General features: G+C 36.3%; 10 protein-coding genes. All 10 read left to right on the top strand.

Annotated features, from left to right (window positions below):
- The first annotated feature begins 132 nt into the window (after positions 1 to 132).
- Positions 133 to 789, top strand: coding sequence for a response regulator transcription factor VncR (gene vncR, locus QM865_RS04585; RefSeq protein WP_414306110.1), 657 nt, complete (start codon positions 133 to 135; stop codon positions 787 to 789).
- Entirely contained in the window at positions 786 to 2,114 is a 1,329-nt protein-coding gene (vncS, locus tag QM865_RS04590; protein ID WP_414306111.1) for a sensor histidine kinase VncS, read from the top strand. The genes vncR and vncS overlap by 4 nt, the downstream gene beginning before the upstream one ends.
- 140 nt (positions 2,115 to 2,254) lie before the next feature.
- Positions 2,255 to 3,136: a class II fructose-bisphosphate aldolase gene (locus QM865_RS04595; RefSeq protein ID WP_001018999.1), complete on the top strand. Its 882-nt coding sequence runs from the start codon at positions 2,255 to 2,257 to the stop codon at positions 3,134 to 3,136.
- Between the two features lie 242 nt (positions 3,137 to 3,378).
- A complete protein-coding gene (locus tag QM865_RS04600) occupies positions 3,379 to 4,698 on the top strand; it encodes a hypothetical protein (RefSeq protein WP_414306112.1) in 1,320 nt (439 codons plus the stop codon).
- A gap of 20 nt (positions 4,699 to 4,718) precedes the next feature.
- On the top strand, positions 4,719 to 5,600 hold the full coding sequence (locus QM865_RS04605; RefSeq protein WP_414306113.1) for an N-acetylmuramoyl-L-alanine amidase family protein: 882 nt from the start codon (positions 4,719 to 4,721) through the stop codon (positions 5,598 to 5,600).
- Between the two features lie 293 nt (positions 5,601 to 5,893).
- A complete protein-coding gene (locus QM865_RS04610) occupies positions 5,894 to 6,886 on the top strand; it encodes an ABC transporter ATP-binding protein (RefSeq protein ID WP_001240794.1) in 993 nt (330 codons plus the stop codon).
- A 1-nt stretch (position 6,887) separates the two neighbouring features.
- Positions 6,888 to 7,706, top strand: coding sequence for an ABC transporter permease (locus QM865_RS04615; protein WP_049524158.1), 819 nt, complete (start codon positions 6,888 to 6,890; stop codon positions 7,704 to 7,706).
- A gap of 1 nt (position 7,707) precedes the next feature.
- Positions 7,708 to 8,493 carry an ABC transporter permease gene (locus tag QM865_RS04620; protein WP_414306114.1) on the top strand — a complete coding sequence of 262 codons (786 nt, stop codon included), beginning with the start codon at positions 7,708 to 7,710 and terminating at the stop codon, positions 8,491 to 8,493.
- Between the two features lie 746 nt (positions 8,494 to 9,239).
- A complete protein-coding gene (locus tag QM865_RS04625) occupies positions 9,240 to 15,815 on the top strand; it encodes a S8 family peptidase (RefSeq protein WP_414306115.1) in 6,576 nt (2,191 codons plus the stop codon).
- 478 nt (positions 15,816 to 16,293) lie between these two features.
- Positions 16,294 to 16,602: a hypothetical protein gene (locus QM865_RS04630; protein ID WP_414306116.1), complete on the top strand. Its 309-nt coding sequence runs from the start codon at positions 16,294 to 16,296 to the stop codon at positions 16,600 to 16,602.
- The last annotated feature ends 263 nt before the right edge of the window (positions 16,603 to 16,865 follow it).

The raw sequence follows: 16,865 nt of genomic DNA on the forward strand, positions 1-16,865 counted from the left end.
TATGTTACTGACTTTGTCAGTTCTATCTACAACCTCAAAGCAGTGCTTTGAGCAACCTGCGGCTAGCTTCCTAGTTTGCTTTTTGATTTTCATTGAGTATAAGAAAAATAAAAAATAGAGAGCAGTTAAAGTATGAAAATTTTAATTGTAGAAGATGAAGAGATGATCCGTGAGGGGATCAGTGATTATTTGACGGATTGTGGTTATGAAACTATTGAGGCGGCGGACGGACAAGAAGCCTTGGAGCAATTTTCCAGCTATGAAGTAGCCTTGGTTTTACTGGATATCCAGATGCCAAAGCTCAATGGCTTAGAAGTCCTAGCTGAGATTCGCAAAACCAGCCAGGTTCCTGTCTTGATGCTGACCGCCTTTCAGGATGAAGAATACAAGATGAGTGCCTTTGCCTCTCTGGCAGATGGCTATCTGGAAAAACCTTTCTCCCTCTCCCTCTTAAAAGTGAGGGTGGATGCGATTTTCAAGCGATACTACGATACAGGACGAATCTTCTCTTATAAGGATGCCAAGGTAGACTTTGAAAGCTACAGTGCAAGCCTAGCAGGAGAGGAAGTGGCTGTTAATGCTAAAGAGTTGGAAATTCTGGACTATCTGGTGAAAAATGAAGGACGGGCCTTGACTCGATCTCAGATAATCGATGCCGTTTGGAAAGCGACAGATGAGGTTCCCTTTGACCGTGTCATTGATGTTTATATCAAGGAACTGCGGAAAAAGCTAGGCTTGGACTGCATCCTCACTGTGCGCAATGTTGGTTATAAATTGGAGCGAAAATGAAACGAACAGGTTTATTTACAAAGATATTTATCTATACCTTCTCGATTTTTAGTGTTCTAGTTATTTGCCTTCATTTAGCCATTTATTTTCTATTTCCCTCGACTTATCTGACCCATCGTCAGGAAACCATTGGCCAGAAAGCTACAGCCATTGCCCAGTCCCTAGAAGGGAAAGACAGGCAGAGTATCGAGCAAGTGTTAGAGCTGTATTCCCAGACTAGTGAGATTAAGGGGGCTGTCAAGGGAGAGATGACCGAGGACAAGTTGGAGGTCAAGGAAAGTCTTCCTCTGGACACAGACCGCCAGACTACCTCGCTTTTTATTGAGGAACGGGAGGTGAAAACGCAAGACGGTGGCACCATGACTCTCCAGTTTCTAGTTTCCATGGATTTGCAAAAGGAAGCAGAGCAAATCAGTCTCCAGTTTCTTCCCTATACCTTGCTGGCATCCTTTCTGATTTCACTTTTGGTGGCTTACATCTATGCTCGGACCATTGTTGCCCCGATTTTGGAAATCAAGCGGGTGACCCGACGGATGATGGATTTGGATGCCCAAGTGCGATTGCGCGTGGATTCCAAGGATGAGATCGGTGATCTCAAGGAACAAATCAATAGCCTCTACCAGCATCTTTTGACTGTCATTGCGGACTTGCATGACAAGAATGAAGCTATTCTCCAGCTGGAAAAGATGAAGGTCGAATTCCTACGAGGGGCTTCTCATGAATTGAAAACACCGCTGGCTAGTTTGAAAATCCTAATCGAAAATATGAAAGAGAATATCGGTCGTTATAAGGATAGAGACCACTATCTGGGAGTTGCCTTGGGGATTGTGGATGAGCTCAATCACCACGTCCTCCAGATACTTTCTCTCTCGTCTGTGCAGGAATTGCGAGATGATAGGGAACAAATTGACTTACACCAGATGACGCAAAGTCTAGTCAAGGATTATGCCTTGCTAGCCAAGGAAAGAGAGCTTCAGATTGACAATAATTTGAAGCATCAGCAGGCTTATCTAAATCCATCTGTGATGAAATTGATCCTGTCTAATCTCATCAGCAATGCCATCAAGCACTCCACTCCAGGTGGCTTGGTTCGCATTGGCGAAAGAGAAGGGGAACTCTTTATCGAGAATAATTGTAGTCCTGAAGAACAAGAAAAACTGGCCCAGTCTTTTTCTGATAATGCTAGTCGCAAGGCCAAGGGGTCTGGAATGGGACTTTTTGTGGTCAAGAGTCTATTAGAACATGAAAAATTACCCTATCGTTTTGAGATGGGGGAGAATCGCTTAACCTTCTTTGTGGCTTTTCCAAAAGTCGCCCAAGACTAGGGAGAGAAAGGGTTTACATAGATGAAGCTAGAAGAAATTCAATCGAAACTGCGGGAAAAACTAGATTTTTTTGTCAAAAAGTGATAAAATGAACAATGTAAATGGGATGACCCATAAAAATATACAGGAGGCCTGATAAAATGGCAATCGTTTCAGCAGAAAAATTTGTCCAAGCAGCTCGTGACAACGGTTATGCAGTTGGTGGATTTAACACAAACAACCTTGAGTGGACTCAAGCTATCTTGCGTGCAGCAGAAGCTAAAAAAGCTCCAGTTTTGATCCAAACTTCAATGGGTGCTGCTAAATACATGGGTGGTTACAAAGTTGCTCGCAACTTGATCGCTAACCTTGTTGAATCAATGGGTATCACTGTACCAGTAGCTATCCACCTTGACCACGGTCACTACGAAGATGCACTTGAGTGTATCGAAGTTGGTTACACTTCAATCATGTTTGACGGTTCACACCTTCCAGTTGAAGAAAACCTTAAATTGGCTAAAGAAGTTGTTGAAAAAGCACACGCTAAAGGTATCTCAGTAGAAGCTGAAGTTGGTACTATCGGTGGTGAAGAAGACGGAATCATCGGTAAAGGTGAATTGGCTCCAATCGAAGACGCTAAAGCAATGGTTGCAACTGGTATCGACTTCTTGGCAGCTGGTATCGGTAACATCCACGGTCCTTACCCAGCAAACTGGGAAGGTCTTGACCTTGACCACTTGCAAAAATTGACAGAAGCTCTTCCAGGATTCCCAATCGTATTGCATGGTGGATCAGGTATTCCTGATGAGCAAATCCAAGCAGCTATCAAACTTGGTGTTGCGAAAGTTAACGTTAACACTGAATGCCAAATCGCATTTGCTAACGCAACTCGTAAATTTGCTCGTGACTACGAAGCAAACGAAGCAGAATACGACAAGAAAAAACTCTTCGACCCACGTAAATTCTTGGCTGATGGTGTAAAAGCTATCCAAGCATCAGTTGAAGAACGTATCGATGTATTCGGTTCAGAAGGTAAAGCTTAATCTAGCTGAATAATACAGATGAAACCTGCCCATTGGGTGGGTTTTTTGTTTGGGGAAAAATAAAATATATGTTATAGACTTTGTATTATGCCTTTGATATAATTAATTTAGCTTATAGGTAAATATCAAGTTTTTTAAAAAGTTTCGGTTTTTAATATTTGGTACTATGTAGTTTTAAAACTTGATAACGTTACTAGATAGCTAGTTTTAGTATATTAGAATTATTGGGGTTAATGTTAGAGATGAAAGATAATATCGTGAGTTTTTTTCAGTATTTTTTATGGAAAAGAAAAATTAAAGAGGTCCATACTCACAATGAGGCTAGTGTTAGAAGAGTGTTTAGGTCTATTGCACAGAATGGATTTGATTATTATGGTGAGTCAGTACCTTATGGTCGGGCTAAGTGGTTTATTGAGTCAGAAAAAGAATTTTATAATGAATTCTCTAATACTGAATTTGAATATTTTGGCTATTCTCCGGTTAGAAGTTTAAAGGAAGAAGATTTCAAAGAATATGGTTTACTCTTGACCCAGTATGGAATTTTCGAAAAAATGCAAATCAAGGATCAAGAAAGGTGTAATGTACAATTTTTTCCATTTTCCAATTTATGGAAAGTAGAAGTAGATGATAATGATCAGTTAGCATTTTACTATCCATATGGGATTATTAAACGTTTGAATGTCTCGAATAGTTTGAACTATGTTGTTAGGGAATTGAATGAATTGATTGCCTCTGGTTATACAAATGATGTACAAGTTGAAAATTTAAATACACAGTTATTAAAAATTGGTAAAAAGAATGTTAATTCAACTACCTTTAGAAGAGGAACTGAAATAGGAGTTGTTTCTTGGATTTTATTAAGTGTTGGTGATAGATTGCATAAAGCTCAAATAAATGCAATGGTTAGCGCTCCTTCAGGTCATGGACATGCAGCTGAGTATGCAAATAATCTGATGGATAAGATTAAATATCCATTCCACTATGTAAGACAAACTGGTCAAGATAATGCCAAAAATGGCGCGGATCGAATGGTTGGAAATCAGAAAATTCAAACTAAATATTATGCAAAAGCAAGCGGGACTGTAAACTCAGCTTTCGAGTCTAAAAGCGAAGGAGGAATGTATAAGTATAAAGGAATACAATTGGAAGTTCCTAAAGATCAATATGATAAAGCAGTAGAGTTATTTGAAGAAAAAATTAGACAAGGTAAAGTTGAAGGAGTTAATAATCCAGCTGAGGCAAAAAATATCATCAGAAAAGGTCATATTACCTATAACGAAGCAAAATTGATAGCCAAAGGAGGTAATTTGACCTCTATTAAATTTGATGCAATTGATGGAGCTATTAATTCATTACCAGGTGTAGGTATAAGCTTTGTTATTGTCTTTTCTCAGGCTAAATGGTCGGGTGCAGAAACCAAAGATGCGGCTCTAATGGCTGGTAAAGCAGGATTACGAACTCTAGCTATGGGAACTAGTATTTATGTTGCGTCACAGCAATTTGCAAAAATATTTACAAAACAAATTAATGATTATTTTGGAAAAAAATTACAGCTGAAGTAGTTGCAAGACGAGCTGCACCTGTGATTTCATTTGCTGTTATTATGGGTCCAGATATTTTTGAAGCGCTTGTTGGAAGAATTTCTTCACAGCAATTATTAAAAAATGCAGCAGTTGCTGGGGGCGGTATGATGGCAGGAGCTGGTGCAGGTGCGGTTGGTGGTGCAATTGCTGGACCAATAGGTGCATTAGCGGGTGCGATTATAGGAGGAATTGCAGGAGGAATAGGAGCAAAAGCAATTGCGGATCAATTCATAGAAGATGATCGTGTGGAAATGTTTGCTCAATTAAAAGAAGAGTTTATTGACATTGTGATGGTTATTTCTCTATCTCAAAAAGAGTTTAATAAAATTCAAGAAGATGTCTTTAATGAACAATTAGAAGGTTTATTGAAGGATATGTTCCAGAGAAAAGAAAATAGTCGAACTTATGCGAAAGAGTTTGTTGAGGAAAAAGTTAAATCTGTCATAAAAGATAGAAAACGAGTTGAATTGAAGGATATTATTGAGGCTGTTCAAGTAATAAATGATATTCAAGATTCATCGGAATCAGGATGGAATCAAAATAATGATGCTTGGTACTATCTAAATAATAGCGGTTCTTTAGCAAGGGGGTGGATTCAAGATAATGAACATTGGTACTATCTAAGTGATGATGGCGTCCTAGTAACAGGTTGGTTAAAATATAATGATGCCTGGTATTACTTGAAAGATAATGGAGCTATGGCAACAGGTTGGATTCAAGATTCAGGAAAATGGTATTATTTAAACGAAGACGGATCAATGGTAACAGGTTGGTACCAAGTTGGCGAAATATGGTATTATTCATATTCTTCAGGAGAACTCGCAGTTAGCACTACCATAGACGGGTATAGAGTTAATGAAAATGGAGAATGTATTGATTAAATTGAATATTTGAGATGAAATCACTTTTAATACAACCTGCCCATTGGGTGGGCTTTTTAGTGTTTTCAGGAAACTATTAAGCCAGAATATTGGATTAAAACTATCATTTTATGAGAGAAATCTCTAATTTCATAATCTATAGGCAAACGCTTGCATTTTAGTTTTTATTGAACTATAATAGGTTGGTATAAAGCTTTTTGTAGTAATAAAATGTAGAAGGTATAGAAAGTAAGGATTTAGAATACTTGTAGTCAAAAACACAATGTTGCTATTCCTTACATAGGGAGATAGATATGGCAATGATAGAAGTGGAACATCTTCAGAAAAATTTTGTGAAGACTGTTAAGGAACCGGGGTTGAAGGGGGCATTACGCTCCTTTATTCATCCTGAAAAACAGACCTTTGAAGCGGTCAAAGATTTGACCTTTGAGGTTCCCAAGGGGCAAATTTTAGGCTTTATTGGGGCCAATGGTGCAGGGAAGTCGACAACCATTAAAATGCTGACAGGAATTTTGAAACCAACATCTGGTTTTTGTCGGATTAACGGCAAGATTCCCCAGGACAATCGCCAAGATTATGTCAAGGATATTGGGGTTGTTTTTGGGCAAAGAACCCAGTTGTGGTGGGATTTGGCTCTACAAGAGACCTACACGGTCTTGAAGGAGATTTATGATGTGCCAGACTCGCTCTTTCATAAGCGCATGGATTTTTTGAATGAAGTCTTGGATTTGAAGGACTTTATCAAGGACCCTGTGCGAACTCTTTCACTGGGACAACGGATGCGGGCGGATATTGCAGCTTCCTTGCTCCATAATCCCAAGGTTCTCTTTTTAGATGAGCCGACCATTGGTTTGGATGTTTCGGTCAAGGATAACATTCGTCGGGCTATTACTCAAATCAATCAAGAGGAAGAGACAACCATTCTCTTGACCACTCACGACCTGAGCGATATTGAGCAGCTCTGTGATCGGATTTTCATGATTGACAAGGGGCAGGAGATTTTTGATGGAACGGTTAGTCAGCTCAAGGAGACCTTTGGCAAGATGAAGACGCTCTCATTTGAACTGCTACCAGGTCAAAGTCATCTCGTCTCTCACTATGAAGGCCTGCCTGATATGATTATTGATAGACAAGGAAACAGTCTCAACATTGAATTCGATAGTTCTCGCTACCAGTCAGCTGATATTATCAAGCAAACCCTGTCTGATTTTGAAATCCGCGATTTGAAGATGGTGGATACGGATATCGAGGATATTATCCGTCGCTTCTATCGAAAGGAGCTCTAAGATGGTCAAATTGTGGAGACGTTATAAACCCTTTATCAATGCAGGTGTTCAGGAATTGATTACCTATCGAGTCAACTTTATTCTTTATCGGATCGGCGATGTTATGGGTGCTTTTGTGGCCTTTTATCTCTGGAAGGCTGTCTTTGATTCCTCTCAGGAGTCTTTAATTCAGGGCTTCAGTATGGCGGATATCACCCTATACATTATCATGAGTTTTGTGACCAATCTTCTTACTAGGTCAGATTCTTCCTTTATGATTGGGGAGGAGGTCAAGGATGGTTCCATTATCATGCGCTTGTTGAGACCAGTGCATTTTGCGGCTTCTTACCTCTTTACCGAGCTTGGTTCCAAGTGGTTGATTTTTATCAGCGTTGGCCTGCCATTTTTAAGTGTTATTGTTTTAATGAAAATCTTATCTGGTCAAGGCATTGTAGAAGTGCTAGGATTAACTGTCCTTTACCTCTTTAGTTTAACGCTGGCCTATCTGATTAACTTTTTCTTTAATATCTGCTTTGGATTTTCTGCCTTTGTGTTTAAAAATCTATGGGGTTCCAATCTACTCAAGACTTCCATAGTGGCTTTTATGTCTGGAAGTTTGATTCCCTTGGCTTTCTTTCCGAAGGTTGTTTCAGATATTCTGTCCTTCTTGCCTTTTTCATCCTTGATTTATACTCCGGTCATGATCATTGTTGGGAAATACGATGCCAGTCAGATGATTCAGGCGCTCGCTTTGCAGTTTTTCTGGCTCTTAGTGATGGTGGGCTTGTCTCAGTTGATTTGGAAACGGGTCCAGTCCTTTATCACCATTCAAGGAGGTTAGTATGAAAAAATATCAACGCATGCATCTGATTTTTATCAGACAGTACATCAAACAAATCATGGAATACAAGGTCGATTTTGTGGTTGGTGTCTTGGGAGTCTTTCTGACTCAAGGCCTGAACCTCTTATTTCTCAACGTCATCTTTCAACATATTCCATCCCTAGAAGGTTGGACCTTTCAAGAAATTGCCTTTATTTATGGTTTTTCCTTGATTCCTAAGGGATTGGATCATCTCTTTTTTGACAATCTTTGGGCTCTGGGGCAACGTTTGGTGCGAAAAGGGGAGTTTGACAAGTATTTGACTCGTCCCATCAATCCTCTCTTTCACATTCTAGTTGAGACCTTTCAGATTGATGCCTTGGGCGAACTCTTGGTCGGTGGTATTCTACTGGGAACAACAGTGACCAGCATTGCTTGGACTCTTCCAAAATTCCTGCTTTTCCTAGTTTGTATTCCTTTTGCGACCTTGATTTATACTTCTCTTAAAATCGCGACAGCTAGTATTGCTTTTTGGACCAAGCAATCAGGCGCCATGATTTACATCTTCTATATGTTCAATGACTTTGCCAAGTACCCGATTTCCATTTACAATTCGCTTCTTCGTTGGTTGATTAGCTTTATCGTGCCTTTTGCCTTTACGGCCTACTATCCTGCCAGCTATTTCTTGCAGGACAAGGATGTAATCTTTAACATCGGAGGTTTGATGTTGATTTCCCTCATCTTCTTTGTCATTTCCCTTAAACTTTGGGATAGGGGCTTAGATGCCTACGAAAGTGCGGGTTCTTAGCATAGATATCATCAAAGCCTTGTCTCAGGACAGGCTTTTTCTAATAGAGATAAAAATTCTTTGACATCTATTCTCAGAGTGCCATACTGTAAGTGTAATCGCCGATTTGGCTTATACTCTTCGAAAATCTCTTCAAACCACGTCAGCTTCCATCTGCAACCTCAAAACAGTGTTTTGAGCTGACTTCGTCAGTTCTATCTACAACCTAAAAGCAGTGCTTTTAGCAACCTGCGACTAGCTTCCTAGTTTGTTCTTTGATTTTCATTGAGTATTAGTCGCTAGAGCAAGACACTCGTAAAGCCTAGATCACAGGTGAAGATAGGACTGAGGATTTGAAAAATTAGATATGTAGAAAATAACCGTTAAGGCTCGTTCTTAGCGGTTTTTTATATTGTTTAATAGCGCTGATATTTCATCAATGATGTTTGACTTTGTGATGTTGCTAGTGCTTTAATTTGTTTGCTACTATTTTTGATGGTGTGAATGTTCTGATAATGTACCCTAGCTAACTACGAAAGTTTTTGACTCTATATTTTTAATGTGTATTAAAAAATAAATTAACGCATATTAATTTTTCTTGACTTAAATTTTTTTAATTGATATACTATTTTCAGAGAGTTAACAATTATATATAAATGCACTACTCTATTTCCTAGATAATACTTAGTAAAACTTTTTATAACAAAGGCTAGCAAAGTTAAAGTTTTCTATCTATTGGAAGTTAAATAAATATGTAAGGAATTAAAATGAAAAAAAGTACAGTATTGTCATTAACCACAGCTGCAGTTATTTTAGCAGCATATGTCCCTAACGAGGTAATCCTAGCAGATACACCTAGTTCTGAAGATTCTTTAAAAATATCTGATAAAGAAAAAGTAGTAGGTAAACAAAAAGAAAACAAAGAAAAACTTGAAGATATTCATAATGCTATAGAAACTTCAAAGGATACTGAAGAAAAGAAAACAACAATTATTGAGGAAAAAGAAGTTGTTAGTAAAAATCCTGTAATAGACAATAACACTAGCAATGAAGAAGCAAAAATCAAAGAAGAAAATTCCAATCAATCCCAAGGAGATAAAGCGGACTCGTCTGCAAGTAAAGACCCAAAAAGTCCCAAAAAAGAGGATAAACTTGTCTATATTGCTGAATTTAAAGATAAAGAATCTGGAGAAAAAGCAATCAAGGAATTATCCAATCTTAAGGATACAAAAGTTTTATATACTTATGATACAGTTTTTAATGGTGTTGCAATAGAAACAACTCCAGATAATCTGGACAAAATTAAACTAATAGAAGGTATCTCATCGGTTGAACGATCACAAAAAGTCCAGCCAATGATGAATCATGCTAGAAAGGAAATTGGAGTTGAAGAGGCAATTGATTACCTAAAATCTATCAATGCTCCATTTGGTAAAAATTTTGATGGTAGAGGTATGGTCATTTCAAATATCGATACCGGGACAGATTATAGGCATAAGGCCATGAGGATTGATGATGATGCTAAAGGCTCAATGAGATTCAAAAAAGAAGACTTAAAAGGTACTGATAAAAATTTCTGGTTGAGTGATAAAATCCCTCATGCTTTCAATTATTATAATGGTGGTAAAATCACTGTAGAAAAAGCTGATGATGGAAGCGATTATTTTGATCCACATGGAATGCATATTGCAGGGATTCTTGCGGGAAATGATACTGAAAAAGATATTAAAAACTTTAACGGAATAGATGGAATTGCTCCTAATGCACAGATCTTCTCTTATAAAATGTACTCTGACGCAGGATCTGGCTTCGCAGGAGATGAAACAATGTTTCATGCGATTGAAGATTCGATCAAACACAATGTCGATGTTGTTTCGGTATCATCTGGCTTTACAGGAACAGGTCTTGTAGGTGAGAAATATTGGGAAGCTATTAGAGCGTTAAGAAAAGCAGGCATTCCAATGGTTGTAGCTACGGGTAACTATGCGACTTCTGCTTCAAGTTCTTCATGGGATTTAGTGGCAAATAATAATCTGAAAATGACCGACACTGGAAATGTAACACGAACTGCAGCACATGAAGATGCGATAGCAGTCGCATCTGCTAAAAATCAAACAGTTGAGTTTGATAAAGTTAACATAGGTGGAGAAAATTTTAAATACAGAAATATAGGGGCCTTTTTCGATAAGAATAAAATCACAACAAATGAAGATGGATCAAAAGCTCCTGATAAATTGAAATTTGTATATATAGGCAAGGGTCAAGACCAAGATTTGATAGGATTGGATCTTAGAGGCAAAATTGCAGTAATGGATCGAATTTATACCAAGGATTTAAAAAATTCTTTTAAAAGAGCTACGGATAAGGGCGCACGTGGCATTATGGTTGTAAATACTGTAAATTACTACAATAGAGATAATTGGACAGAGCTTCCAGCTATGGGATATGAGGAGGATGAAGGAACTACTAGTCAAGTATTTTCAATTTCAGGAGATGATGGTGTAAAGCTATGGAACATGATTAACCCTGATAAAAAAACTGAGATTAAAAGGAATAATAAAGAAGATTTTAAAGATAAATTGGAGCAATACTATCCAATTGATATGGCAAGCTATAATTCTAATAAACCGAATGTAGGTGACGAAAAAGAGATTGACTTTAAGTTTGCACCTGACACAGACAAAGAATTGTATAAAGAAGATATCATAGTTCCAGCAGGATCCACATCTTGGGGACCGAGAACAGACTTACTTTTAAAACCGGATGTTTCAGCACCTGGTAAAAATATTAAATCTACTCTTAATGTCATTAATGGGAAATCAACTTATGGTTATATGTCAGGGACTAGTATGGCAACTCCAATCGTGGCAGCTTCTACTGTTTTGATTAGACCAAAGTTAAAGGAAATGCTTGAAAGACCTGTATTGAAAAATCTTAAGGGAGATGACAAAATAGACCTTACAAGTCTTACAAAAATTGCCCTACAAAATACTGCACGGCCTATGATGGATGCAACTTCTTGGAAAGAAAAAAGCCAATACTTTGCATCACCTAGACAACAGGGAGCAGGGCTAATTAATGTGGCCAATGCTTTGAGAAATGAAGTTGTAGCTACTTTCAAGAACACGGATTCTAAAGGTTTGGTAAACTCTTATGGTTCTATTTCTCTTAAAGAAATAAAAGGAGATAAAAAATACTTTACAATTAAGCTTCACAATACATCAAACAGACCTTTAACCTTTAAAGTTTCAGCATCAGCGATAACTACAGATTCTCTAACTGATAGACTAAAACTGGATGAAACATACAAAGATGAAAAATCTCCAGATGGTAAGCAAATTGTTCCAGAAATCCACCCAGAAAAAATCAAAGGAGCAAATATCACATTTGAGCATGACACCTTCACTATAAGCCCAAATTCTAGCTTTGATTTGAATGCGGTTATAAACGTTGGAGAGGCTAAAAATAAAAATAAATTTGTAGAATCATTTATTCATTTTGAGTCAGTGGAAGAAATGGAAGCTTTAAACTCCAATGGTAAGAAAACAAACTTCCAACCATCTTTATCAATGCCTCTAATGGGATTTGCTGGGAATTGGAACCACGAACCAATCCTTGATAAATGGGCCTGGGAAGAAGGTTCAAAATCAAAAACAATGGAAGGTTATGATGATGATGGTAAACCAAAAATTCCAGGAACCTTAAATAAGGGAATTGGTGGAGAGCATGGTATAGATAAATTTAATCCAGCAGGAGTTATACAAAATAGAAAAGATAAAAATACAACATCCCTAGATCAAAATCCAGAATTATTTGCTTTCAATAACGAAGGGATCAACGCACCATCATCAAGTGGTTCTAATATTGCTAAAATTTATCCTTTAGATTCAAATGGAAATCCTCAAGATGCTCAACTTGAGAGAGGATTAACACCTTCTCCACTTGTATTAAGAAGTGCAGAAGAAGGAATGATTTCAATAGTAAATACAAATAAAGAGGGAGAAAATCAAATTGACTTAAAAGTCATTTCGAGAGAACACTTTGTTAAAGGAATTTTAAACTCTAAAAGAAATGATGCAAAGGGAATCAAATCTTCTAAGCTAAAAGTTTGGGGCGACTTGAAATGGGATGGACTCATCTATAATCCTAGAGGGAAAGAAGAAAATGCACCAGAAAGCAAGGATACCAAAGATCCAGCTACTAGGATAAGAGGTCAATTTGAACCGATTGCGGAAGGTCAATATTTCTATAAATTTAAATATAGATTAACTAAAGATTACCCATGGCAGGTTTCCTATATTCCAGTAAAAATTGATAACACAGCCCCTAAGATTGTTTCGGTTGATTTTTCAAATCCTGAAAAAATTAAGCTGATCACAAAGGATACTTATCACAAGGTAAAAGATCAATACAAGAATGAAACTCTATTTGCGAGAGATCAAAAAGAACATCCTGAAAAATTTGACGAGATTGCAAACGAAGTTTGGTATGCCGGCGCCGCTCTTGTTAATGAAGATGGAGAGGTTGAGAAAAATCTTGAAGTAACTTACGCAGGTGAGGGTCAAGGAAGAAATCGGAAACTTGACAAAGACGGAAATACCATTTATGAAATTAATGGTGCAGGAGATTTAAGAGGAAAAATCATTGAAGTCATTGCATTAGATGGTTCTAGCAATTTCACAAAGATTCATAGAATTAAATTTGCTGATCATGCTGATGAAAAGGGGATGATTTCCTATTATCTAGTAGATCCTGACCAAGATTCATCTAAATACCAAAAGCTTGGAGAAATTCCTGAATCTAAATTTAAGAATTTAAAAAGTGTTAAAGATGATAGCCTAAACAAAGAGACAGCTGAAGTAGAACATCATCAAGAAAATGAAGAGTCTATCGAAGAAAAATCTAGCTTGACTATTCATAAAACGATTTCAACAATTAGAGATTTTGAAAGTAAAGACTTGAAGAAACTCATTAAAAAGAAATTTAGAGAAGTTGATGACTTTACAAGTGAAACTGGTAAGAGGACAGAAGAATACGATTATAAATACGATGATAAGGGAAATATCATTGCTTATGACGATGGTAGCGCCTTAGAATATGAAACTGAAAAACTTGACGAAATAAAATCAAAAATTTATGGTGTTCTAAGCCCGTCTAAAGATGGACACTTTGAAATTCTTGGAAAGATAAGTAATGTTTCTAAAAATGCCAAGGTATATTATGGTAATAACTATAAATCGATAGAAATCAAAACGACCAAGTATGATTCCCACTCAAAAACGATGACATTTGATTTATACGCTAATATTAATGATATTGTGGATGGATTAGCTTTTTCAGGAGATATGAGATTCTTTGTGAAAGATGATGATCAGATAAAATCTGAAACTAAAATTAGAATGCCTGAAAAAAATAAGGAAACTAAGACAGAATATCCCTATGCATCAAGTTATGGGAATGTAATAGAATTAGGAGAAGGAGATCTTTCAAAAAACAAACCAAACAATTTAACGGACATGGAATCTGGTAAAATCTATTCTGATTCAGAAAAACAACAATATCTGTTAAAAGATAATATTATTCTAAGAAAAGGCTATGCACTAAAAGTGACTACCTATAATCCTGGAAAAACGGATATGTTAGAAGGAAATGGAGTCTATAACAGGGAAGATATAGCAAAAATCCAAAAGACCAATCCTAATCTAAGAGTCCTTTCAGAAAAAATAATTTATGCTGATAGTAGAAATGTTGAAGATGGAAGAAGTACTCAATCAGTATTAATGTCGGCTTTAGACGGCTTTAACATTGTAAAATATCAAGTTTTTACCTTTAAAATGAATGATAAAGGGGAGGCAATCGATAAAGATGGAAATCTTGTAACAGATCCTTCTAAACTGGTATTATTTGGTAAGGATGGTAAAGAGTACACTGGAGAGGATAAATCCAATGTAGAAGCTATAAAAGAAGATGGTTCTACGTTATTTATTGATGCAAAACCAGTAAATCTTTCAATGGACAAGAACTACTTTAATCCATCTAAATCTAATAAAATTTATGTACGAAATCCAGAATTCTATTTAAGAGGTAAGATTTCTGATAAGGGTGGTTTTAACTGGGAGTTGAGAGTTAATGAATCGGTTGTAGATAATTATTTAATCTACGGAGATTTACACATTGATAACACTAGAGATTTTAACATTAAGCTTAATGTTAAAGACGGTGATATCATGGACTGGGGAATGAAAGACTATAAAGCAAACGGATTCCCAGATAAGGTAACAGATATGGATGGAAATGTTTATCTTCAAACTGGCTATAGCGATTTGAATGCGAAAGCGGTTGGAGTACACTATCAATTTTTATATGATAATGTTAAACCAGAAGTAAACATTGATCCTAAGGGAAATACTAGTATTGAATATGCTGACGGAAAATCTGTAGTCTTTAATATCAATGATAAAAGAAATAATGGATTCGATGGTGAGATTCAAGAAAAACATATTTATGTAAATGGAAAAGAATACAAATCATTTGATGATATTAAACAACTAACAGATAAGACACTAAATATTAAGATTGTTGTAAAAGATTTTGCAAGAAATACGACCGTAAAAGAATTCATTTTAAACAAAGATACGGGAGAGGTGAGCGAATTAAAACCTCATACGGTGACTGTGACCATTCAAAATGGAAAAGAAATGAGTTCTAAGATAGTGTCGGAAGAAGATTTCATTTTACCTGTCTATAAGGGGGAATTAGAAAAAGGCTATCAATTTGATGGCTGGGAAATTTCTGGTGTCGAAGGGAAAAAAGATGCTGGTTATGTTATTAATCTATCAAAAGATACCCTTATAAAACCTGTATTCAAGAAAATAGAGGAGAAAAAGGAAGAGGAAAATAAACCTACTTTTGATGTATCCAAAAAGAAAGATAACCCACAGACAAATCCTAGTCAATTAAATCAAAGTAATAGAAAAGAGGATTTACAAAGAGAAAATCATTCACACAAATCTGATTCAACTAAAGATGTTAAAACTACAGTTCCTGTACAAGTAAATTATAGTCAATTAGATGAAAGTCAAAGATCTGATTCAACTAAGGATGTTACAGCTACAGTTCCTGATAAAAATGATAAAAACTTTGAAAATAAGAAGGAAGTTTATCTTAATGAACCAGAGAATATAGCTAATAAACATACCAATATCGATAGTAAATCGGATACTAACAATTCTGATAGATTGCCAAAAACCGGAACAGTTAGAGAAGGTTTTACACCATTCATTGCTGGAATAATGTTTACCGTAGGTGCATTTCTTGGATTGAAGAAAAAAGATCAAGATTAAGACCAAAGCTATAGATGAAAAAATGGTTTATGTACTGAGATAGCGTGATGATGAAACAGTTTTGTGAAAATAGCCATTTATAACTCAATTATTTAGTTTACTTTACTATTGATACTCTTTTAGGCTTTATTAATGGACTTAGTTTCGATAACTAATGAATTGATTGAAAGGGTTAATATTGACAAATATTGATTAGCAAATAGAGTCTATCACAATTTAAAGGCTAATAGAGGTGATGAGACAATTTCAAGGAATTAAGTAGCGTTTGGTTGCTTAATTCCTTTTTATTTGGAAGGAAGTTTTTCACCTGATTCCTTATTTTATCGCTATTATTCAACCACTTAGACCGATATAGAGACCAGATAGGCAAAAGACCTTGTTCTTGATAAACTCCTCTGTTATAATGTTTTTCGTAAGGGATGTGAGGCATCGATACCAGGTAACTCAAGTTCCTAAAAAAGAAATTGGAGATAAAGAAATGAAAAAATTATTGGGGATTGTATTTTTACTAGCAGCAGCGACAGTATTGTATTTTGGTTCTGTAGGCTGGCCAAGTTTAGATGTCAACCTCTGGTCACTGATTCCGGTAGGGCTGTTCCTCTTTTTCACTCTAGAGAATCTTTGGAAAAAGGATTACAAGGCTAGTCTGATGTGTTTGATTATCGCCTTTATCATTGCGAATGCAATTTTGGATCTGTTGCCAATTTCAAGTGGCTTGGTGATTGGAGCAGGTGTGCTAGCTTGTGTAGGTATTGGTTATCTATTTCCTGATAAAGAAGGAAAATAATAAGGAAGAGTGAATAAAGTCAGGATCTAACTGAAATATTTGTTGGATCTTTTTCTATGTCTAAAAATGTAAGAAAGAATTTTTGATGGTAAAAGATTATTTCTAGTTTTCTTTTTTGATTCTAAATTAGGCTAAGATAAAATAAATTTTTTGTTTGAGATAGTAAAAGTTATTACCTTTTAAAATGTCAAGTAAAGTCCGATGTCATATTTGTTATAATAAATTTCTCTACGATACTCTCTGTAAATTCTCCAATTTTTATA

Origin of the sequence: Streptococcus mitis (assembly GCF_047462815.1) — a bacterium.
Classification (GTDB): Bacteria; Bacillota; Bacilli; order Lactobacillales; family Streptococcaceae; genus Streptococcus; species Streptococcus mitis_DO.

Coding starts and splice junctions, on each gene's coding strand:
- vncS (WP_414306111.1), top strand. CDS start 786: ATGAAACGAACAGGTTTATTTACAAAGATATTTATCTATACCTTCTCG.
- QM865_RS04625 (WP_414306115.1), top strand. CDS start 9,240: ATGAAAAAAAGTACAGTATTGTCATTAACCACAGCTGCAGTTATTTTA.
- vncR (WP_414306110.1), top strand. CDS start 133: ATGAAAATTTTAATTGTAGAAGATGAAGAGATGATCCGTGAGGGGATC.
- QM865_RS04615 (WP_049524158.1), top strand. CDS start 6,888: ATGGTCAAATTGTGGAGACGTTATAAACCCTTTATCAATGCAGGTGTT.
- QM865_RS04600 (WP_414306112.1), top strand. CDS start 3,379: ATGAAAGATAATATCGTGAGTTTTTTTCAGTATTTTTTATGGAAAAGA.
- QM865_RS04630 (WP_414306116.1), top strand. CDS start 16,294: ATGAAAAAATTATTGGGGATTGTATTTTTACTAGCAGCAGCGACAGTA.
- QM865_RS04620 (WP_414306114.1), top strand. CDS start 7,708: ATGAAAAAATATCAACGCATGCATCTGATTTTTATCAGACAGTACATC.
- QM865_RS04610 (WP_001240794.1), top strand. CDS start 5,894: ATGGCAATGATAGAAGTGGAACATCTTCAGAAAAATTTTGTGAAGACT.
- QM865_RS04595 (WP_001018999.1), top strand. CDS start 2,255: ATGGCAATCGTTTCAGCAGAAAAATTTGTCCAAGCAGCTCGTGACAAC.